This window comes from Ruminococcus sp. RTP21204st1_B2_RTP21204_210225, assembly GCF_040914135.1.
Lineage (GTDB): Bacteria > Bacillota > Clostridia > Oscillospirales > Ruminococcaceae > Hominimerdicola > Hominimerdicola aceti.
Genome location: NZ_JBCPGA010000001.1, coordinates 97,464 through 118,634, shown reverse-complemented (window position 1 = coordinate 118,634; position 21,171 = coordinate 97,464). Strand labels below are relative to the sequence as shown.

General features: G+C 46.4%; 19 protein-coding genes. All 19 read left to right on the top strand.

The features are described 5' to 3' along the window. The first annotated feature begins 10 nt into the window (after nt 1–10). The gene (locus tag AB5123_RS00510; protein ID WP_306769511.1) at nt 11–463 is read left to right on the top strand and encodes a TnpV protein; all 453 of its coding nucleotides are present in this window, start codon (nt 11–13) and stop codon (nt 461–463) included. A gap of 59 nt (nt 464–522) precedes the next feature. After that, nucleotides 523–7,035, top strand: a complete 6,513-nt coding sequence (locus tag AB5123_RS00505) for an LPD25 domain-containing protein (RefSeq protein ID WP_306769517.1) — start codon at nt 523–525, stop codon at nt 7,033–7,035. A gap of 77 nt (nt 7,036–7,112) precedes the next feature. After that, complete coding sequence (locus AB5123_RS00500; protein ID WP_020993960.1) at nt 7,113–7,442, top strand: DUF6664 family protein; 330 nt, start codon at nt 7,113–7,115, stop codon at nt 7,440–7,442. 118 nt (nt 7,443–7,560) lie between these two features. After that, complete coding sequence (locus AB5123_RS00495; protein WP_368364440.1) at nt 7,561–8,610, top strand: SEC-C metal-binding domain-containing protein; 1,050 nt, start codon at nt 7,561–7,563, stop codon at nt 8,608–8,610. 67 nt (nt 8,611–8,677) lie between these two features. Next, nucleotides 8,678–8,971: a transposase gene (locus tag AB5123_RS00490; RefSeq protein WP_055218533.1), complete on the top strand. Its 294-nt coding sequence runs from the start codon at nt 8,678–8,680 to the stop codon at nt 8,969–8,971. A gap of 41 nt (nt 8,972–9,012) precedes the next feature. Further along, nucleotides 9,013–9,891 (top strand): IS3 family transposase, encoded by an 879-nt coding sequence (locus AB5123_RS00485; RefSeq protein ID WP_173813043.1) that lies wholly within the window; start codon nt 9,013–9,015, stop codon nt 9,889–9,891. Between the two features lie 268 nt (nt 9,892–10,159). Next, nucleotides 10,160–11,149 carry a DUF3991 and TOPRIM domain-containing protein gene (locus AB5123_RS00480; protein ID WP_008703442.1) on the top strand — a complete coding sequence of 330 codons (990 nt, stop codon included), beginning with the start codon at nt 10,160–10,162 and terminating at the stop codon, nt 11,147–11,149. Between the two features lie 74 nt (nt 11,150–11,223). After that, a complete protein-coding gene (locus AB5123_RS00475; protein ID WP_020993959.1) occupies nt 11,224–11,517 on the top strand; it encodes a hypothetical protein in 294 nt (97 codons plus the stop codon). Nucleotides 11,518–11,608: 91 nt separating this feature from the next. After that, a complete protein-coding gene (locus tag AB5123_RS00470; protein ID WP_008703439.1) occupies nt 11,609–11,761 on the top strand; it encodes a DUF3789 domain-containing protein in 153 nt (50 codons plus the stop codon). Beyond that, nucleotides 11,721–12,050, top strand: coding sequence for a ribbon-helix-helix protein, CopG family (locus AB5123_RS00465; protein ID WP_008703437.1), 330 nt, complete (start codon nt 11,721–11,723; stop codon nt 12,048–12,050). Before AB5123_RS00470 ends, AB5123_RS00465 begins: the two co-directional genes overlap by 41 nt. Next, nucleotides 12,050–13,462, top strand: a complete 1,413-nt coding sequence (locus AB5123_RS00460) for a relaxase/mobilization nuclease domain-containing protein (protein WP_008703435.1) — start codon at nt 12,050–12,052, stop codon at nt 13,460–13,462. The genes AB5123_RS00465 and AB5123_RS00460 overlap by 1 nt, the downstream gene beginning before the upstream one ends. Then, nucleotides 13,404–14,216, top strand: coding sequence for a PcfB family protein (locus AB5123_RS00455; protein WP_173721721.1), 813 nt, complete (start codon nt 13,404–13,406; stop codon nt 14,214–14,216). The genes AB5123_RS00460 and AB5123_RS00455 overlap by 59 nt, the downstream gene beginning before the upstream one ends. 6 nt (nt 14,217–14,222) lie before the next feature. Further along, entirely contained in the window at nt 14,223–15,086 is an 864-nt protein-coding gene (locus tag AB5123_RS00450; RefSeq protein ID WP_008703431.1) for a hypothetical protein, read from the top strand. 15 nt (nt 15,087–15,101) lie between these two features. Continuing rightward, nucleotides 15,102–15,299: a hypothetical protein gene (locus AB5123_RS00445; RefSeq protein ID WP_006857246.1), complete on the top strand. Its 198-nt coding sequence runs from the start codon at nt 15,102–15,104 to the stop codon at nt 15,297–15,299. Further along, nucleotides 15,286–17,076 (top strand): VirD4-like conjugal transfer protein, CD1115 family, encoded by a 1,791-nt coding sequence (locus AB5123_RS00440; RefSeq protein ID WP_215650512.1) that lies wholly within the window; start codon nt 15,286–15,288, stop codon nt 17,074–17,076. Before AB5123_RS00445 ends, AB5123_RS00440 begins: the two co-directional genes overlap by 14 nt. Before the next feature lie 14 nt (nt 17,077–17,090). Further along, a complete protein-coding gene (locus AB5123_RS00435) occupies nt 17,091–17,447 on the top strand; it encodes a glutamyl-tRNA amidotransferase subunit A (RefSeq protein ID WP_008703428.1) in 357 nt (118 codons plus the stop codon). A gap of 91 nt (nt 17,448–17,538) precedes the next feature. After that, on the top strand, nt 17,539–18,375 hold the full coding sequence (locus tag AB5123_RS00430) for a hypothetical protein (protein WP_006857249.1): 837 nt from the start codon (nt 17,539–17,541) through the stop codon (nt 18,373–18,375). 14 nt (nt 18,376–18,389) lie between these two features. Beyond that, nucleotides 18,390–18,842 carry a PrgI family protein gene (locus AB5123_RS00425; RefSeq protein WP_215650510.1) on the top strand — a complete coding sequence of 151 codons (453 nt, stop codon included), beginning with the start codon at nt 18,390–18,392 and terminating at the stop codon, nt 18,840–18,842. Then, the gene (locus AB5123_RS00420) at nt 18,826–21,159 is read left to right on the top strand and encodes a VirB4-like conjugal transfer ATPase, CD1110 family (protein ID WP_215650508.1); all 2,334 of its coding nucleotides are present in this window, start codon (nt 18,826–18,828) and stop codon (nt 21,157–21,159) included. The genes AB5123_RS00425 and AB5123_RS00420 overlap by 17 nt, the downstream gene beginning before the upstream one ends. The last annotated feature ends 12 nt before the right edge of the window (nt 21,160–21,171 follow it).

The following is a 21,171-nucleotide window of genomic DNA, read 5'->3' as shown; positions in this document are numbered from 1 at the left end:
TCTATCCGAAATGTGCAAATGGCGGAAAAAGACCAGAATCGCACCTTTGCACAAAGAACGCAGGCTCAGTATGATAAAGGCAGACAACAACCCGAAAGGAGCGAATACAATGAGCAAAATCACTTACAGCAGACAGGGGGATTATCTTATTCCCGACCTAACATTACCGACAGAGCCAGAGCTTCCGCTTGGCAGGTACGCTTTGATGCACAGGGATTATCTGGAGAAGCACAAGCGAGTGACCTATCTCAATCTGCTGACATCGGGCAGGCTGAACGGGCATCTGCACGAGGTAGAGCAGACAGCACTCCAGAGGTTGGAGCTTCTGACGAAGCAGCTCTCAGCCGAGCAGGGCGTGACAGAGGAACTGAAAGAGAAAGCACCGATGCAGTGGGTCGGACTGATGAACAACATCCGCAGCCAAGCGGAGGAAGTGATACTGACCGAACTGATTTACAAGTAAGCGTTGCCAAAGAGGATGAGGTTAGGGTCAATCTTCCAACCGTAGATGAACAAATCGAAATGATAGCAAAAGCAGAGGACGAAAAAGCCTCTGCTTTTGCTATTTCCAAAGAAGATATTGACTCCGTGCTTCAGAAAGGCAGCGGTGTTGCGGACGGAAAATACCGCATCTACCGCCAATTCCAAAAGGGCGTGGACAGACAGAAAAATATTGAGTTCCTTAAAAATGAGTATGGAACGGGCGGCGGTACGCACATCTTCCCCGATGGTTTCAGCGGTCATTCTTGGCATGACAGCAAAGGTCTTGCCATTGACCGAAACGGCACTTATACCAATCACGACCTTGTGTTGAAATGGTCACAGGTTGAAAAGCGTCTGCGTGAGCTGATTAAGGATAACCGCTATCTCAATCCGAAAGAAAAAGACCATTATGCCGATTATCTGGAGAGCGTGTCAGCTCCCCAATATGAGATTGACACCCAGAGGAAAATAGCAAGGCAGCGTTTTATTGACGCCCACCGTGACCTGCCGCCTGCCGACAAACGGGATACCCTTGCTTTGCGGCTATCTGACTTTATCCGTGACTTGGACAGGTACGAAAAAGACCTGTTATCTGCTGTGGAACGAAGCGACCTTGCAGATGTTACCGCCGAGCAAATGGAACAGCACCTGTCCGACCCCTCAACTGTTCAACAGCTCATAGACTTTCTTGCACAGGTACAATGGAAAACGACCTCGGTTTTCAGCCGCAGTAATGGGTGGAAGTTTACCGAGGAATTAAGGGAGCTGCACCCACTCCGTTACCTCTACAATGAGGGCGATGTGGTGTATATCGGTGCGGATAAATATGAGATTGCAACACTTACCGAGGAAAAGGTTTATCTGCAAAATGCCGAGTTCCCTATCTTGGGACAGGAATACAGCCGAGCCGACTTTGAAGAAAAGCTAACGGAAAATCCTGCAAATGACCATTTGAAAGTGGTCGTAACCGAGAAACAGAGGACAGAAACACCGTCCGAGAAAAAGCAGGACGGAATACAGTTTTCTATCGGTTTTTCCGAACACCCTGCCTTTTATGACAGACAGTTTAATGACCGCTATACGGATTTGAGCTTTGCTCTGGGGAATAAGCTGCTTGGTATTTTGGACGAGAAACAGCACCGTGAGCGTGAGGGCGATAAAAATATCGGGTGGTATCACAAGACCGATTTTGTTATCAAGGCTGTTATCGGCGGCGAGGAATTTAACTATGAAGGGCGGTTTGATATTGGCGATGGTGAGGGTGATTTAATTGCCCACATTAAGAATTTTTACGATTATGCCTTATCGCCAAAGGGCGAACAGCTATATGGAGATGACCGAGAAAGCCTGCTCCGTGGCAGAGGTGAGTTTATCCCATTCTTGGAACAGCACACCGAGCTGACCAAAGAGGACGAGAAGCTCCTTGATGAGATTATGGCTACCGAAAGTGATTGGTACAGGACAGCCGAGGAAGCCAAAGAAAAACCACAGGCGTATGCCGATATAATGAATGGCTCAGAAGCTCCTGCCATTGAAATGGAGAAATCCGCAGACGACCTCATAGGCAGGGAAATCATCATAGATAACCGTAAATATCTCATTGAGAACATTGGCAAAATCAGCGGCGATGTGTCCCTGCGTGACATCACATTCCAGAACAATGTGGGTTTTCCGATAAACCGAGTGGAGAAAATCGGCTATATCCAAAAGCTATTGGAACAGGAAAAAACCGAATTACTCCCCGAAGAAAAAACGGAAGCTCCTGCTGTAGACCGTCATAATTTCCGTATTAACGATGACGCCATCGGTGTCGGCGGAGCAAAAGAAAAGTTCCGTAACAATATGGCGGCAATCAACCTGCTGCACGAGCTTGAAATCGAAAACCGCCTTGCCACACCCGAAGAACAGGAGGTCTTATCTCAGTATGTCGGTTGGGGCGGTCTTTCTATGGCATTTGATGAACACAATGCGGCGTGGGCGGAGGAATTTAAGGAGCTATATGCCAGCCTATCCCCAGAGGAATACCGTGCCGCTATGGAGTCAACGCTGACCGCTTTTTATACGCCGCCTGTTGTTATCAAGGCGATGTATGACGCACTTGACCGCCTGGGCTTTTCACAAGGCAATATCTTGGAGCCGTCCTGCGGTACAGGCAATTTCTTTGGTCTGCTTCCCGAAAGTATGCAAAACAGCAAGCTCCACGGCGTGGAAATCGACTCTCTCACAGGCAGGATTGCAAAGCAGCTCTACCAAAAAGCGAACATTGCCATTGAGGGCTTTGAGAAAACAAATCTCCCAGACGACCATTTTGATGTAGTCCTCGGTAATGTGCCTTTTGGGGAGATAAGGGTCAATGACAGCCGATACAACGCCCAGAAATTTCTCATACACGACTACTTTTTCGCAAAGGCTCTGGATAAAGTCCGTGCCGGCGGCGTTGTGATGTTCATTACCTCAAAGGGTACGATGGATAAAGCAAGTCCAGAGGTACGCAAGTATATTGCCCAGAGAGCCGAGCTTTTAGGTGCTATCCGTCTGCCAGACAACACCTTTAAGGCAAACGCAGGCACGGAGGTCACGAGCGATATTCTTATCTTGCAAAAGCGTGACCGAGTGATGGATATAGAGCCAGACTGGGTACACCTTGATACGGACGAAAACGGTGTTACGATGAACAGATATTTTGTCGAACACCCCGAAATGGTGTTGGGCGAGATAAAGATGGAAAACACACGCTTTGGTACTTTCGAGCCTGTCTGTAAAGCCCGTAAGGATATACCACTTTCCGAGCTTCTGTCCAATGCAGTTCAGAGGATAAACGGCGAAATCCCAGAGCTTGATAATAGGGTTGATGAAATCTCCGATGAGCAGGAGCTTTCCGTTCCTGCTGACCCGAATGTGCGTAATTTCTCTTTTACTCTGGTGGACGGCAAGGTTTATTTCCGAGAGAACGACCGTATGCAACCTGCTTCTGTGTCGATGACCGCAGAAAACCGTATCAAAGGGCTTATCCAAATCCGTGACTGTGTGCGTAAGCTCATTGAGTATCAGACCGAGGATTACCCAGAGGAAATGATATGCACCGAGCAGGAAAACCTCAACCGTCTGTATGATGCCTATACCGCAAAATACGGTCTAATCAACAGCCGAGGAAATTATCTTGCTTTTGCTTCAGACGAGAGCTACTTCCTTTTATGTTCTCTGGAGGTGCTTGATGATGAGGGCAACTTCAAACGGAAAGCGGATATGTTCACGAAGCGGACTATTAAGCCCCATCGAGAAGTAACTTCGGTTGAAACAGCAAGTGAAGCCCTTGCCCTCTCTATCGGGGAGAAAGCCCGTGTTGATTTGCCTTATATGGAGCAGCTCACAGGCAAAACGCAGGCTGAGCTTGTGCAGGATTTACAAGGTGTTATCTTCAAAGTACCGAACTGTGAGCCTGTTTCCTATGTAGCCGCAGACGAGTATCTGTCGGGAAATGTCCGCAACAAGCTGACGGTTGCGGAGCTTGCTGCGAAGAATGACCCAGAGCTTGCAGTCAATGTGGATGCCTTGAAAAAGGTCATTCCCAAAGACCTCTCGGCGGCGGAAATCTCTGTCCGTCTGGGTGCGACTTGGATACCGCAGGAAGATATACAGCGGTTTGTGATGGAGCTTTTAACTCCGTCAAGCTATGCCGCAGGAAGATTAAAGGTACGATACACCCCGATAAACGGAGACTGGTTCATAGAGAATAAAAGCTCCGATATGGGGAATGTAAAGGCGGACAGCACCTATGGTACGAAAAGGGCTTCCGCCTATCGTATTATTGAGGACACCTTAAATCTGCGTGACACCCGTATCTTTGATTATGTGTATGACGAACACAGCAATAAAAAAGCGGTGTTCAATGCAAAGGAAACCACGGCGGCACAGGCGAAGCAAGAAGTCATCAAGCAGGCGTTTCAGGATTGGATATGGAAAGCCCCAGAACGGCGAAACCGCCTTGTCCGTTATTACAACGACACTTTTAACTCTGTGCGACCCCGTGAGTATGACGGAAGCCATATCACTTTCGGAGGTATCAGCCCAGAAATCACACTTAGACCCCATCAAGTCAACGCTATCGCCCATATCCTTTATGGCGGCAGTACGCTCCTTGCCCATAAGGTGGGAGCAGGAAAAACCTTTGAAATGGTAGCTGCCGCACAGGAAAGCAAACGGCTCGGTTTATGCCAGAAATCTATGTTTGTTGTGCCGAATCATCTTGTCGGTCAGTGGGCTTCCGAATATCTACGGCTCTATCCGAGTGCAAATATACTTGTGACAACAAAGCAGGATTTTGAAACAGGAAACCGCAAGAAGTTCTGCGGCAGGATTGCCACAGGCGACTATGATGCAGTCATTATCGGGCATTCGCAGTTTGAAAAAATCCCGATGAGCATAGAACGCCAGAGGGAGCAGTTGGAAAAGCAGCTTGATGATATTGAGCGTGGCATTGACGATGTGCAGGCTTCCAAAGGCGAGCAGTTCACGGTCAAACAGCTAATGAAAACCCGAAAAGCAATCAAGACGAAGCTCGAAAAACTCAATGACACCAAGCGTAAGGATACGGTCATCGACTTTGAACAGCTCGGCGTTGACAGGCTTTTCATTGATGAGAGCCATTTTTACAAGAATTTGTACCTCTACACCAAGATGCGAAATGTAGGTGGTATCGCCCAGACCGAAGCCCAGAAATCAAGCGACCTCTTTATGAAATGCCGCTATCTGGACGAAATCACGGGCAACCGTGGCACGGTTTTCGCAACGGGTACGCCTGTCAGCAATTCAATGGTTGAGCTGTACTCCGTTCAGAGGTACTTGCAGTATGACACCCTTGCACAGAACGGTTTGCAGCATTTTGACAGTTGGGCTTCCACCTTTGGAGAAACGGTTACAGCTCTGGAATTAGCACCCGAAGGCACGAATTACCGAGCCAAGACGAGGTTTGCCAAATTCTATAACCTGCCAGAACTGATGCATATGTTCCGTGAGGTGGCGGATATTCAGACCGCCGATATGCTAAAGCTCCCTGTGCCAAAGGTCAATTACCACAATATTAAGACCAAGCCGAGTGAGATACAGACCGAAATGGTAGCTTCCCTTGCGAAGCGGGCTGAGAAAGTCAGGGCAAGGCTTGTCGAGCCTAATATCGACAATATGCTCAAGATAACCAATGACGGACGGAAACTGGCTCTTGACCAGAGAATGATTGACCCGATGCTACCAGATGACCCAGACAGTAAAGTCAATGCCTGCGTGGATAATGTGTACCGTATCTGGGAGGAACACGCCGATACCAAAGCGACACAGCTTGTGTTCTGCGACCTGTCCACCCCGAAAAATGACGGTACTTTCAATGTCTACGACGATATGAGGGAGAAACTGATAGCCCGTGGTATTCCTGCGGAGCAGATACGATTTATCCACGAAGCGACCACCGATGCACAGAAAAAAGAGTTGTTCGGCAAGGTCAGAAGCGGCGAAGTCCGTGTGCTGTTCGGCTCTACTCCTAAGATGGGAGCAGGTACGAATGTGCAGGACAGGCTCATAGCAATCCATAACCTTGACTGTCCGTGGCGTCCTTCCGACCTTGAACAAAGGCAGGGGCGTATTGAACGGCAGGGAAATATGTTCCCAGAGGTGGAGGTTTACCGCTATGTGACCGAGCAAACTTTTGATGCCTACCTCTATCAGTTGGTGGAGAGCAAGCAGAAATTTATCAGCCAGATAATGACGAGCAAAAGCCCTGTACGCTCTGCCGAAGATGTGGACGAGGTTGCCCTGTCCTTTGCGGAGGTTAAAATGCTTGCCACAGGCGATGCCCGTTTTAAGGAAAAGATGGATTTGGATATACAGGTTTCCAAGCTCCGAGTGTTAAAGCAGAGTTATCTTTCCGAACATTACGACCTTGAGGACAGGGTGCTGAAATACTATCCCCAGACCATTAAAGAGTATGAGGAACGCATTGCAGGATATGAAAATGATGCAGCTCTTGCTGAGCAGCACAAGCCGCAGGGTGAGGATAAGTTCTGCTCGATGACATTAAAAGGAGTGACCTACACCGAAAAGGCAGACGCAGGCGAGATGCTCCTTGCAATCTGCAAGGATTATCCGATGTCCGCACCTACCGAAATCGGCAGCTACCGAGGTTTCCGAATGGAGATTTATTATGATACTGTCAATGCCCATTACTGTATGAACCTCTGCGGAAAGGCAAAGCATAAGGTAGATTTAGGTGCTGATGCCCTCGGAAATCTGACCCGAATTGAAAACGAGCTGTCAAAGCTCCCCGCCAGACTGGAAGCTGCCAAGACCAAAAAGGCGGAAACTATCGCACAGCTTGAAACCGCAAAGGAGGAAATCAAGAAGCCTTTTGCCTTTGAAGATGAGCTGAAAGAAAAAACAGAACGGCTGAACGCTCTTAACATTGAGCTGAATCTGAATGAAAAAGATACTTCCGTTATGGATACCGAGCCAGAGCAGACAGAAGAACAGCCCGAAAGAAAATGTGCAAGTCGGGAGAGATAATGCGGTTTGCATATTTGTATTGCTGATTTCTGGGAAGTATAATAGGTGTAGATTAGTAAATGTCGGAGGTGAAAGGTGTGCTTGATAATTTCAGATTTGAAACCTTTGTTGATGTGCATAGCAACATCTTTGCTGAATATCTAAGCTCCGTTATCGCAAAGCTGCCCAAAGAAAATCCAGAATACCATTTCATAGAGGAAAGGATAGAGGAACTCTACAAGGAGTATCCCAAAGTGATGGCAGTTTTGGATACGGAAAAGCCGAGTGATTTATCCGAGCAGGAGTGTAAGGCTTTGATAGAAGTTTTGGAGCTTCGGAACAGGCTCAGCGATATGCAGCAGGAAGCAATCTATTTCAGAGGGTGCTATGACAGCGTTGGGTATCTCAAAAAGGCAGGAATTTTGTAACCAAGAACGGCGGCATTGGCGTGGAGCTGATGCCGCTTTTACATAGCCGCAGAGGTGGAAAAATTCACAATAAAGTATTATAATAAAAACAATAGCTTATCTAAATGAGGTAATTGATATGATGTTGATGAAATATTTTAAGATATATGATGATGAATTATGCCCATGCGGTAGTGGAAAAACTTATCTTGAGTGTTGTAAAAATCGTAAAGATAGACCTGTAAAGAAAAGTAAGAAGCCTCTTAATATACAAATCATGGAACAGTTCAGAAAAAATCAGATAAAGTGCTGCTTATATCCTGATAGTACCAGATGTGTTAAGCATATCAAAGAGGCTCACGCATTACAGAACAATAAAATAATATCTCAATTATCGGAAGATGGGCATGTGTATATTTTGAACCCTAACAAGCCACCACAAGTTATTCCCATTGAAAATGAAGAACCAGAAGTATTAACAATGATTGACCGAGTTGGGGTCAATCATGCGACAACTGCGACCTGCTTTTGCGATATTCACGATGATGAAGTATTTGCTCCTATAGAAAAAGGAGCACCTGCTTTCGATAAAGATAGTGATGAACATAAGTATATATACGCATATAAAGCTTTTATATTTGAGTATTATAAGAAACTTGTGGAACAGAAAGTCTTAAGAGAAAACATTACAAATACGCCGTCTTTGCTAAAAACACCACAGTATATACAGTACTATAGAGCTATATCAATGACTCTGGAAGAAATGAATGAGGTTAAGAGTTTTTTCGATAAAGGTATTGTGAGTAAGGATTATACTGGTTTAGAAACTTGTGTAATTGAGATTCCAGAAAGCATAAAATTTGCGACCTATGCTTGTATTGCTGTTGACTTTGACTTGAAAGGCAAGAAAATACGACATACGAAAAGAGGTTTTATTAGTAGGCTTTTCATTACTATTTTTCCAGAGGAAACAAAATCTTATATTATTTTGAGTTGTTTGAGTGAAGATATTAAGATTTATAAAAAATTTTTTCAGCAACTCCAGACAACTAATTTAGACAAGGTAAAGTACTATTTTGATTTGATACTTCCATTATATACTGAAAATAATGTTTTAAGTCCTCGTTTATGGGAAAAGTGGGGCGAAGAACAACAGATAGGATATACTTTTTTTGGTGGTAGTATATAAATAGTACAAAGTAAAGATGACTTCTTCCAATAGATGATATAAAATTAATATATGGAGGAAGAACATTATGGCAAAAGGTACACAATATTCAAAACAATTCAAAGAGGATGCTGTCCGTTACAGAAAAGATCATCCTGAACTGACCGTTCAAAAAGCTGCTGAGAACCTTGGGATCAGCGAGTCTGCATTAAAAAACTGGATGAAGGCAGCCAGAGAAAATGAAGGTTCTGTCCCCACACGCGGAACAGGTAATTATTCCAGTGATGAAGCCAAAGAAATTGCCCGTCTTAAAAGAGAACTGCGAGATACTAAGGATGCCCTTGAAATATTAAAAAAAGCAATCGGTATCCTGGGAAAATAACAGAAGCTATTTATACTGCCACTTCAGAATACACCACAGAGGTGGCAGAACTGCCACAGAAACACCGGGTTTCTGTTAGCGGGGTACTGAAAATATTAGGTGTTTCACGCTCTGGATACCGTGCATGGAAGCAACGTGTCCCATCGGTTTCTGAAAAGCATCGTGATCATATCAAGGATGCTATCAAACAGATCTATGATGGATCGCATCAGAACTATGGTGCACCCAAGATCACAGAAATGCTGCACAGGCAGGGGGAATCTATTGCTGAAAAAACGGTAGGTAATTATATGCGCCAAATGGGGATCAAAGCGCAATGGGTAAAACCATATACAGTAACAACAATCGATTCTGATTTCAACAGTGAACTGCAAAATATCCTTGATGAGCAGTTTAATCCTTCAAGGCCGGACGCTGTATGGGTATCTGATATCACGTATATATGGACATACAATGGATTTGTGTATCTGACAAGCATAATGGATCTTTACTCAAGGAAAATCATAGCATGGGTACTCAGTCAGAGTCTTGAAGCAATCCATGTAGTAGAATGTGTAAACAAAGCGAAGCAGATGCGAAATGTCACCTCGCCGCTTGTGTTTCATAGTGACAGAGGTATACAATTCGTATCCCAGGCATTCCAGAAAGTAACAGAAGGAATGATAAACAGTTACTCAAAGAAAGCATACCCATGGGATAATGCATGCATAGAATCCTTTCATTCACTATTAAAACGAGAATGGCTGAACCGCTTTAAAATATTTGATTATAAACATGCATACCGCCTTGTTTTTGAGTACATAGAGACATTTTATAATACAGTAAGGATTCATAGTCATTGTGGATATCTTTCGCCTGATGAGTATGAAAAACAATACAGGAATAAACTATTAGAGCTGGAGCAAAAACTTGCCGGCTAAGTATGCTGGCAAGATGGAAAAAAGTCATTCTTAATTTGTACTTTTTCTTGACATAGGATCATTTTGCAAATAGAAAAGGAAAGCAGTTTTTGCTTTATAAGCAAATACTAAAGTTTGGAATGTATAATTTAAGGAAAAAAGAAAGTGGGTTTGGGACAGGCAATAGGGGAAAATTAGATTTATTTGAATAAAACTTTTACATAGCCGAGAGGTTTTCATTTAACGAAAGCCCCTCGGCTTTTTCTATTTCTGGAGGTGATTTTATCCATTGAGAACTAAGCAACCCTATGTGCAGATTGACCCAGATGTGCTTGAACGGATACGCCAGATTGACCTGTTATCCTATCTGCGTGAGTTTGAGCCGAGCAATCTTGTTAAGGTCAAAGGCACAAGCAATGTGTACTGTACCGCAGAACACGACAGCTTGAAGATTTCCAACGGTAAATGGTATTGGTGGTCGAGAGGTTTCGGCGGCTATTCTGCTCTTGATTATCTCATCAAGGTCAAGGAATATGACTTTGTGGAAGCCGTGGAAATTCTCACAGGGCAGACGATGGCGGACTGGAAGCCACCCCCTGCTCCCAAGAAAGATGAACCGAAAGTCCTGCTACTGCCGCCAAAGAATAAGGATTGTAACCGAGTGATACAGTATCTTTTTGGGCGTGGTATTGACTATCATCTTATACAGGAGTGTATTGCAGACGGCACGCTCTATGAGAGTGCCGATTACCACAATGCTGTTTTTATCGGCAAAGATGAAAGCGGAACACCGAAATATGCCGCCCTGCGAAGCACTCTCGGCAGCACTTTCAAGCAGGACGCATCGGGCAGCGACAAGCGGTATTCGTTTCGACTTCTGGCAAGAGAGCCGACGGATACCGTGCATTTATTTGAAGCCGCCATTGATTTATTGTCCTATGCCACTTATCTGAAATGCGAGGGCAAGGACTACAAATCGGAAAGTCTGCTTTCTCTTTCGGGCGTGTATCAGCCAAAGAAAGAGATGAAGGACAGCAAAATTCCCATAGCCCTCACAACTTTTTTGAGTGCCAATCCACAAATTAAGACCATCGTTCTGCATCTGGATAATGACAAGGTAGGCAGGCTTTGTACCGCTACTTTGAAGGAACTGTTGCAGAAAGACTACAAAATCGTTGATGATCCACCGCCTGTCGGCAAGGACTTCAACGATTTTTTGTTGTCCTATCTGGGAATTGCAAGACCAAAGCCTGCCCGTGAAAGGAGTGATACCCGTTGATTGTGTAGTAGATTCTCACCAGAAAGACACCGAAACCAAATCAAAATATAATGCTGAAAGCGAGGAATGAACCATTGAAAAAGTATGATGTAACCCTTACTGCCCATTACCGAAAGACCGTTTCCGTCTATGCGGAAAGCCCCGAACAGGCAAAGAAAAAGACAAAAATTATCCTGTTCGATACCGACCTTATCAACTTTACAGATGATGATTTTGTCTGCGGCGAAGCCGATATTACCGAGCAGAGCGAGGACGGTCTTGACTGTGCGGGCGAGAATACACTACAGGAAAATGAGGATTGTTCGGACTGTCCGTACTTCTGCCCCGTGTGCGGTGAGTGTATGTATGAGGACGACTGCGAAGAATGAGATGTCTTACCAAGCACTGAATTTGGTTAGCCAAATTCGCTTGTTAGGGGTCAGCCCCTAATACCCCGTGAGAACAGAAAGGAGTTCAAGAATGAGTGAGTTCTTATTTTTCATTATCGGCACAATGCTCGGCGGTCTGTTCGGCGTTGTGTGTATGTGTTGCGTGCAGATAAACAGACTTTCCGAGAGAAAGGAAGTGGACAATGCGAAAAAGAAATGTGCAGATACTTTTCCGTCTGACTGAGGAGGAAGCCGAACACCTTAATGAGCTTGTGCGGAAATCGGGTCGCTCAAAAGAAGCCTTTTTAAGAGAAATGGTAAGGGGCTATCAGCTCTGCGAAAAGCCCGACCCAGAGTTCTATAAAATGATGCGTGAACTATCCGCCATTGGAAACCGTATCAATCAGCTTGCGGTCAAGGCAAACGCCCTCGGCTTTGTGGATACCCCGATGCTCCGTGAGGAAGCAAGGAAGTGGCACGAGTTTCAGATTGACATTCGCAAAAGGTATCTGCTTCCACGCAGGTCATCGTAATGGCGGTCTGCGAGATATGGGATGTGCGTGGCAGGCTCGACCACCCAATCGACTATGCCGAAAATCCCGAAAAGACCGCCAACCCTAAATACACCGAAGCCGACCTGCAGGCGATGGTCGATGTAATGGAGTACGCTACCAATAAGAATAAGACCGAGCAGCGTTTCTTTGTCACAGGCGTAAACTGTGACCCGACCACCGCCAGAGATGAAATGATGATTACCAAAGCGGGGTGGAACGATATGAGCGAGATTGTCTGCTACCACGGTTTTCAGAGCTTCAAGCACGGTGAGGTTACGCCAGAGCAGGCTCACGAAGTGGGCGTTAAACTTGCCGAGCGAATGTGGGGCGACAGATTTCAAGTCATCGTTGCCACTCACCTAAATACCGACTGCCTGCATAATCACTTTGTTGTGAACTCTGTTTCTTTTGCCGATGGTATGCACTATCACGACAACAAAGCAAATCTGCGGCTGCTCCGTCAGCGTTCCGATGAGCTTTGCCGTGAGTATGCCCTGTCCGTCATCGAACACCCAAGCGGCAAGAAAAAGCCCTACGCCCTTTACCAAGCCGAAAAGCAGGGGCGACCCACGAGGGATAATGTTGCCAGACAAGCGGTGGATGAAGCTATCAGCAAATCATTTACGCTGAAAGACTTTGACCGCCAGTTGGCAGAAATGGGCTACCGCATAAACTTTGACCCCAACCGCAAGTATTGGACGATTATCGGCAAGGGCTGGCAAAGACCCAAGCGGCTTTATAAGCTCGGAGAGAAATACACCAATGACAGGATTATGGAGCGTATCAGCAAAAATTCTTATGCGGTCAAATTCCAGAGCTTCTCAGAGCCACAGCTGCAGGTTAAGGTCTATCGAGTCAAAGGTTCATTGAAGAACGCCAAGAAAATCGGCGGCTTGCGTGGGCTGTATCTCCATTACTGCTACAAGCTCGGTATCCTGCCAAAAGGCAGAAAACAAAATTATGCACGGCTTCATTATCTTTTAAAGGACGACCTTATGAAGATGGAAGCCATCACACAGGAAACAAGGCTACTTTGCCGCAATCACATTGATACGGCGGAGCAGCTTTGTTCATATAAAGGCTCTCTGAAAACGGAGATGTCTGCCCTGCTTCAGAAGAGAAAGGAGCTTTACTCTAAATCCCGCAGAACAAGCGGCGAAGAAAAGGAAGCAGTCAAGGCAGAGCTTTCCGATATTTCGGGGCGGCTGAAAATTATCCGAAAGGAGGTCAGACTGTGCGAGGGCATTTCCGCCCGTAGTGATACCCTCAAGGAAAAATTGCAGACGATACGGGCAGACGAACACGAACAGCAAAGAAAGGAGCTGGTGAAGAATGAACACAGGCGGCGAAGCGGCAGAACAAATCGTCCGAATGAGCTTGGAGGGCTTTGAGGTCGCTGCCAAAATTACAGGTGCAGGTGCGAAGAACATCGCTATCCTGTTGTATTCCATTCTTAAAGAAGAAAAGAAAACCAAAGGCAAAGCAAGGCTGACAAGTATGCTCCGTTCTGGTAAGGAACTGAAAGTCTTTACTGTCAAAAGCGGCGACTTGAAAAAGTTCACTCAGGAAGCGAAAAAATACGGTGTGCTTTACTGCGTCCTCACGGACAGGAAAAACAAAGACCCCAATGCAGAGGTCGATGTCATCGCCCGTGCCGAAGACGCATCGAAAATCAGTCGTATCGTGGAACGCTTTAATCTTGCTTCGGTGGATACCGCTTCTATTGTGACGGAAGCCGAGAAATCCAAAGATGCAAAGGACGGTCAGTCAGAGCCAGATATTGGTGTGCAGGAAAAGGCGGAGAAAGACAAGCTGCTTGACGAGCTTATGGGCAAGCCCATCCAGAAGGAGGAAAACGCCCCAAACCCCTCGGTGGCAAAGACAGAAAAATCCCCTCAGTCCGAGCCTACCTCAGAGCAGCCAAAGAAGTTCGCAGAGGGGGCTACTATGACTAAGGAGAAACCTTCTGTCAGAGAGGAACTGCGGAAAATCAAGGAGAACCGCAAGGAGCAGGAAGCAGAGATTGGCACTTCCGCCTTGGACAAAAGCGGAGCTTCCGACAGGGCGAAAAGTGCTAACGGGAAAACGGAGCATAAACAGCCCCAGAGAAAGAAAAAGAAACCAAAATCCAAAGAAACGAGGTAAACAGCTATGAGTATTTACGATGTATTCGGCGGTGGCAACAGACCTTTTGATAAAGAGGAATGGGCTGCCGCAAAGCAGGCACAGCGGAAAGAAGCCTATGAGCTGATTGACAATACCTGCTCTGAAATGATGGCAAGCGGCGACAGCTTCCGTCAGTATCTTAATGTGCAGGGTCGCTTTGACCGCTACTCCGTGGCTAACGCTATTCTGGTGTCAGCACAGATGCCCGAAGCAACGCAGCTTAAAGAGTACAGCAAATGGAAAGCGAACCGTGTCTATGTGAACAAGGACGCACAGAAAATTATTATCCTTGAGCCGAGCAAGGAATACACCCGTGAGGACGGGACAAAGGGCATCTCCTACAATGCCAAAGTGGTTTATGATATTTCCGAAACCTCGGCAAAGGACAGGCAGCAGGAACAGGAGCCGAAATCCATGCGTGAGCTTGTGTCTGCTCTGATTGATGCAAGCCCTGTACCCTGTGTACCCGTCGGGGAGCTTGAACTGCCTGCCTATTATGACAGCTCTCAGCAGACCATTTTTGTTAAGAAGGGGCTTTCCGAGGAAGTGCTGTTCGTGAGTATGGCAAAAGAGGTATCGGCAGCAGTCTATAACTTTAAGCACAACGAGAGCCGTGATGCTTCCGATTTCAAATCCTTCTGCGTTGCCTATATGGTAAGCTCCCGTTACGGCGTGGATACCAGAGGGTTTGACTTTTCCAGACTTCCCAGAGAGTATGCGGAAATGGATACGCAGGCATTCAAGGGAGAGCTTGGCACGATGCGTGATGTTCTGGGCGAAATCCAGAGCGATATGTATAAGAGTATGGAAAAGAACAAGCCTGCAAAGAACAAAGAGCAGGAACGCTAATCGGAGGTGCAGACTATGAGAGAGGAACGATACCATATCGCACTTGACAAGTACGATAAGAATATCGTCATCAACGCCTTAAACACCCTGCGTACAAGGCAGTTACAGGAGGAACGCCCCACCGAGCCTGTTGACGAGCTGATAAGCAAGGTGGCACACGCTCCGACAAAAAAGGTTAAGGTCGTGCATTGCAGGTGCAATGAGGAACGATGACCAGAAAACGAGCCTAATCCTTTCTGTCTGCGGAATACTTCCTGTCGTATGGCTTGCCCTGCTGACAGCACCCTATGTCAGCGGTGGTCTTGTAGAGATTATCCGAGGTCTGCCTGTGGCGATGGGCAATCCGTTTGAAATAATGGTATGTGAGGACAGCGTAAAGACTGTCCTTATTTTTTTACTTGCCTACGCTATGGGCATCGGCGTTTATTTCTCTACACGCAGGAATTACCGCAGGCGTGAGGAACACGGCTCTGCAAAATGGGGCAACGCAGGTGCTTTGAATAAGAAGTACCGAGATAAAGATCCGTCAGCCAATAAGCTCTTGACCCAGAATGTCCGTATCGGGTTGGACGGGAAAAAGCACCGCAGGAATCTGAATATTTTAGTCTGCGGCGGCTCTGGTGCGGGAAAAACGAGGTTTTTCTGCAAGCCAAATGCTATGCAGTGCAACACATCTTTTGTAATACTCGACCCAAAGGGCGAAATCGTCCGTGACATCGGCGGTCTGTTGGAAAATAAAGGCTATGAGGTGCGTGTACTTGACCTTATCAATATGCACCGCAGTCATTGTTACAATCCCTTTGTCTATCTGCGGAACGATAACGATGTTCAGAGGTTGGTAACAAACTTGTTTAAGGCGACCACGCCGAAAGGCTCACAGTCGCAAGACCCGTTCTGGGATACGGCGGCAAGTATGTTGCTTCTGGCTCTGGTATTTTATCTGAAATATGAAGCACCGCCAGACGAGCAGAATTTCCCGATGGTTATGGAGCTGCTCCGTGCAGGCGAAGTCCGAGAGGACGATGACAGCTATGTAAGCCCTCTGGACGAGCTGTTTGACCGTCTGGAAATGGTAAACCCAGAGCATATCGCCCTCAAGTATTACAGGGATTACCACTCTGGTAGTGCAAAGACCCTAAAGAGTATCCAGATAACCCTTGCCGCAAGGCTTGAAAAATTCAATCTGGAGAGCCTTGCAGGGCTTACCGCCACCGATGAGCTTGACCTGCCAAATCTGGGAGAAAAAAAGGTCGCTCTGTTCGCTCTGATACCAGATAACGACACGAGCTTTAACTTCCTTGTCAGTATCCTTTATACCCAGCTCTTTCAGCAGCTTTTTTATCTGGCAGACCACAAGTACGGCGGAAGCCTGCCTGTGCATTGCCATTTCATAATGGACGAATTTGCGAATGTTTCATTGCCTGATGACTTTGATAAAATCCTGTCCGTTATGCGTTCCAGAGGGGTATCGGTATCCATTATCCTGCAAAATCTGGCACAGCTCAAAGCCCTTTTTGAAAAGCAATGGGAAAGCATTGTCGGCAACTGCGATGAGTTTCTGTATCTGGGCGGCAACGAGCAAAGCACCCATAAATATGTGTCAGAGCTTTTGGGCAAGGAAACCATTGATACCAACACCTACGGGAAAAGCTCTGGGCGGAGTGGTAACTATTCAACAAATTATCAGATTTCGGGGCGTGAGCTGATGACCCCAGACGAAGTGCGTATGCTTGATAACCGTTACGCACTTCTTTTTGTGCGTGGAGAACGCCCCGTTATGGACTTCAAGTATGACATCTTGAAGCACCCGAATGTGAAGCTGACGGCTGACGGAGGGCAACCACCGTATATCCACGGAGAGCCTACGCAGGCTGTCGCAACCCTTGTGTTTGACAGTGATATTCCAGATAACGCCGTGAGCGTGAAAGCTGTCAGCACTTCCTATGAGCTTCTGTCCGATGAGGACTTGGAAGAAATATTCAATTTATAAGGAGGATTTACCCTATGAAACTTTTTAAGAAGAACGAGAACAAGAAAACCACGAAGCTGCCGATGACTAAAAAGGTTAAGAAAGGCTTCCGCTATTACTGTATGGCTGTTATGGCAATGACCTTTGTGCTTGGTACTTCCGTAACCGCCTTTGCTGCCAATGACCCCATTCAGGTAGTCAACAATCTGTCCGATTTCATTTTCGGTCTGGTGAGGGCTGTTGGTATGATTATGCTCGGCTTTGGTATCGTGCAGATTGGTCTTTCCCTCAAATCCCATGACCCGTCCCAGAGAGCTAACGGATTTTTGACCCTTGCAGGCGGCGTTGTCATTACCTTCGCAAAAGAAATCTTGACTCTTATCACAGGCTAAGATAACAGACTGACACAAAAAGATAACGGGAGCAGATCCGCCGAGTGCGGAACTCGCTCCCGTTATCTAATATCATCAAGGAGGTGGTCAAATGTCTGATAACTGGGTGGTACAGAATTTAGAGAACGCCCTAAACACTTGGAATGAGAAATTAGCCGAGATATGGCAGCTCATTACCCAATCCCCAGAGAACTTTAAGGGAGGCACGATATGGAATGTCATCGTGGATATTCACGGTGCGGTGCAGGCTATTGGACTTGCCCTGCTCGTGCTGTTCTTTGTTGTGGGTGTGATGCGTACCTGCGGAAATTTTGCAGAAGTCAAGCGACCAGAGCAGGCTTTGAAGCTGTTTATCCGCTTTGCCATTGCCAAAGGTGCAGTGACCTACGGATTAGAACTGATGATGGCACTGTTTAAGATTGTGCAGGGTATGATTTCCACGATTATGAATGCCGTAGGATTTGGCTCGGCACAGCAGACGGTGTTGCCGCAGGAAATCGTGACAGCCGTTGAAGACTGCGGATTTTTTGAGAGTATCCCGCTATGGGCGGTCACGCTGATAGGCGGACTGTTTATTACGGTGCTGTCATTCATAATGATTATGTCGGTATATGGCAGGTTTTTCAAGCTGTATATCTATACTGCCATAGCACCCGTACCCCTTTCCGCTTTTGCTGGAGAGCCGAGCCAAAGCGTCGGCAAGAGCTTCATTAAGAGCTATGCCGCTGTATGCCTTGAAGGTGCGGTTATCGTGCTTGCCTGCATTATCTTTTCCCTATTTGCTTCTTCTCCGCCTGTGGTCAATCCCGATGCGGCGGCGGTTACAATGGTATGGAGCTATATCGGGGAGCTTGTGTTCAATATGCTCGTCCTTGTCGGTGCGGTCAAAATGGCAGACCGTGTTGTAAGAGAAATGATGGGCTTGTAAGGGAGGTGCTATGATTGGAAGTCAAGATAAATAAGGAAATCCGTAATTATACGGAGAGTATGTTTTTTGGACTGTCCCTCAGACAGTTCATTTTTTCTGTCCTTGCCTGCGGCGTGGCGGTGGGTTTGTATTTTCTTCTCCGTCCACGGTTTGGTACGGAAACCCTCAGTTGGGTTTGTATCTTAGGTGCGTTCCCCTTTGCGGCAATGGGATTTATCAAATACAACGGTATGACCGCAGAACAGTTTGTCTGGGCGTGGATTAAATCGGAATTTCTGATGCCGAAAAAGCTGATGTTCCTGCCAGATAATCTCTATTACGAAACGATGAAGCCGACCATTGAAGCCCATGAAAAAGGGTTGCCGACAGTACGGAAAAAGCAGAAAGGCAGGACATCGAAACCAAAGAAAACGAAAAAGAAAAAAGCGAAACGCAGCAAGGAGGTAAACAATGCTGAGAACTCTTAAAAATCTGTTCAAGCAGGACAGGGAAAAGTTTGTTGTGCCGAAGTCGGTACAGAATGTTATCCCGATTAAGACAATCTGGGATGACGGCATATTCCTTGTTGGCAGGAACAAGTACGCAAAGACCTTTAAATTTGAGGATATAAACTATGCCGTGGCAAGCCGTGAGGATAAGGAAGCAATGTTCCTTGAATACTCGGAGCTTCTTAATTCCCTTGACAGCGGTGCGACCACGAAAATCACTATCAACAACCGTCGCTTGAACAAAGCTGATTTTGAACAGACTATTTTAATCCCAATGGCTGATGACGGTCTGGATAAGTACCGCAAGGAATACAACAAAATGCTTCTGGATAAGGCGACAGGGGCTAATTCCATCGTACAGGATAAGTATGTAACCGTATCTGTCTGCAAGAAGAATATCGAGGAAGCCCGAAACTACTTCGCCCGTGTGGGTGCTGACCTTATCGCCCACTTTAACCGTCTGGGGTCGAAGTGTGTGGAACTGGACGCAGGCGACAAGCTGCGTATCTTCCACGACTTCTACCGTACAGGAGAAGAAACAGCGTTCCACTTCGATATTACCCAGACGATGCGGAAAGGTCACGATTTCAAGGATTTTATCTGCCCTGATACCTTTGAATTTGAGAGCGACTGCTTCAGAATGGGTGACAGATATGGGCGTGTGATTTTTCTCAGAGAGTATGCGGCATATATCAAGGACAGTATGGTTGCGGAGCTTTGTGAGCTGAACAGGAATATGATGCTGTCCGTTGATATTATCCCCGTTCCCACAGATGAAGCCGTGCGGGAGGTGGAAAACCGTCTGCTTGGTGTGGAAACCAATATCACGAATTGGCAGAGGAAGCAGAACCAGAACAACAATTTTTCTGCCGTTATCCCCTATGATTTGGAACAGCAGCGAAAGGAAAGCAAGGAATTTCTGGACGATTTGACGACCCGTGACCAGAGAATGATGTTTGCTGTGCTGACGATGGTGCATACGGCAGATACCAAAGAGCAGCTCGACAATGATACAGAAGCTCTCTTGACTACCTCAAGAAAGCATTTGTGCCAGTTTGCGGTGCTGAAATATCAGCAGATGGACGGATTGAATACAGCCCTGCCATTTGGTGTACGGAAGATAGATGTCCTGCGTACCCTCACAACAGAGAGCCTTGCAGTGTTTATCCCGTTCCGTGTGCAGGAAATCTACCATGAAAACGGTGTGTATTACGGTCAGAATGTTATCAGCAAAAATATGATTATCGCCAACCGCAGGCAGCTCCTTAACGGCAATTCCTTTATTCTCGGTGTGTCGGGTGCAGGAAAATCCTTTACCGCAAAGGAAGAAATGACGAATATCATTCTGACCGACCCTAATGCCGATATAATCATCATTGACCCAGAGCGTGAATATTCCCCGCTTGTGAAAGCAATGCAGGGAGAGGTTATTCATATCTCTGCGACAAGTGAAAATCACATCAATGCTATGGATATGAACTCCGATTACGGTGACGGTGCAAACCCTGTCATTCTGAAATCGGAGTTTATTTTATCCCTTTGCGAACAGCTCATCGGCGGCACGAACTTGGGAGCAAAGCAGAAATCCATTATTGACCGATGTACGGCAAGCGTGTACCGCTACTATCAGCAGGGCAACTATATGGGAACGCCGCCCACCTTGCAGGACTTCCGTGAGGAACTTCTTAAACAGAACGAACCAGAAGCACAGGAAATCGCCCTTGCTATCGAATTATTTACAGATGGCTCTCTCAACACCTTTGCCAAGCATACCAATGTGGATACCCACAGCCGCCTTATCTGCTATGACATTCTGGATTTGGGTAAGCAGTTACAGCCTATCGGTATGCTTGTGGTGCTTGACAGTATCTTAAACCGTATCACGCAGAACAGAGCCAAAGGCAGAAATACCTTTATTTTCATTGATGAAATCTATCTGCTCTTTCAGCACGAATACTCTGCAAACTTTCTCTTTACCCTCTGGAAGCGTGTGCGTAAATACGGTGCGTACTGTACGGGTATTACGCAGAATGTGGACGACCTTTTGCAGAGCCATACCGCAAGGACGATGCTTGCTAACAGCGAATTTATCATTATGCTTAATCAAGCGTCTACGGACAGACTTGAGCTTGCCAAGCTCCTTAATATCTCCGACCTTCAGATGAGCTATATCACGAATGTCGGTGCAGGACAGGGATTACTCAAAGTTGGCAGCTCCCTTGTACCATTTGTAAACAAGTTCCCACGCAATACCGAGCTTTACAAGTTGATGACAACAAAGTTCGGTGAGGTCTAAGAAAGGAGGTCT

Excerpts from the sequence above, each read along its gene's own strand:
- AB5123_RS00510 (WP_306769511.1), top strand. The coding sequence starts at position 11 with ATGTGCAAATGGCGGAAAAAGACCAGAATCGCACCTTTGCACAAAGAA.
- AB5123_RS00505 (WP_306769517.1), top strand. The coding sequence starts at position 523 with ATGATAGCAAAAGCAGAGGACGAAAAAGCCTCTGCTTTTGCTATTTCC.
- AB5123_RS00495 (WP_368364440.1), top strand. The coding sequence starts at position 7,561 with ATGATGTTGATGAAATATTTTAAGATATATGATGATGAATTATGCCCA.
- AB5123_RS00490 (WP_055218533.1), top strand. The coding sequence starts at position 8,678 with ATGGCAAAAGGTACACAATATTCAAAACAATTCAAAGAGGATGCTGTC.
- AB5123_RS00470 (WP_008703439.1), top strand. The coding sequence starts at position 11,609 with ATGAGTGAGTTCTTATTTTTCATTATCGGCACAATGCTCGGCGGTCTG.
- AB5123_RS00465 (WP_008703437.1), top strand. The coding sequence starts at position 11,721 with ATGCGAAAAAGAAATGTGCAGATACTTTTCCGTCTGACTGAGGAGGAA.
- AB5123_RS00460 (WP_008703435.1), top strand. The coding sequence starts at position 12,050 with ATGGCGGTCTGCGAGATATGGGATGTGCGTGGCAGGCTCGACCACCCA.
- AB5123_RS00455 (WP_173721721.1), top strand. The coding sequence starts at position 13,404 with ATGAACACAGGCGGCGAAGCGGCAGAACAAATCGTCCGAATGAGCTTG.
- AB5123_RS00450 (WP_008703431.1), top strand. The coding sequence starts at position 14,223 with ATGAGTATTTACGATGTATTCGGCGGTGGCAACAGACCTTTTGATAAA.
- AB5123_RS00445 (WP_006857246.1), top strand. The coding sequence starts at position 15,102 with ATGAGAGAGGAACGATACCATATCGCACTTGACAAGTACGATAAGAAT.
- AB5123_RS00440 (WP_215650512.1), top strand. The coding sequence starts at position 15,286 with ATGAGGAACGATGACCAGAAAACGAGCCTAATCCTTTCTGTCTGCGGA.
- AB5123_RS00435 (WP_008703428.1), top strand. The coding sequence starts at position 17,091 with ATGAAACTTTTTAAGAAGAACGAGAACAAGAAAACCACGAAGCTGCCG.
- AB5123_RS00430 (WP_006857249.1), top strand. The coding sequence starts at position 17,539 with ATGTCTGATAACTGGGTGGTACAGAATTTAGAGAACGCCCTAAACACT.
- AB5123_RS00420 (WP_215650508.1), top strand. The coding sequence starts at position 18,826 with ATGCTGAGAACTCTTAAAAATCTGTTCAAGCAGGACAGGGAAAAGTTT.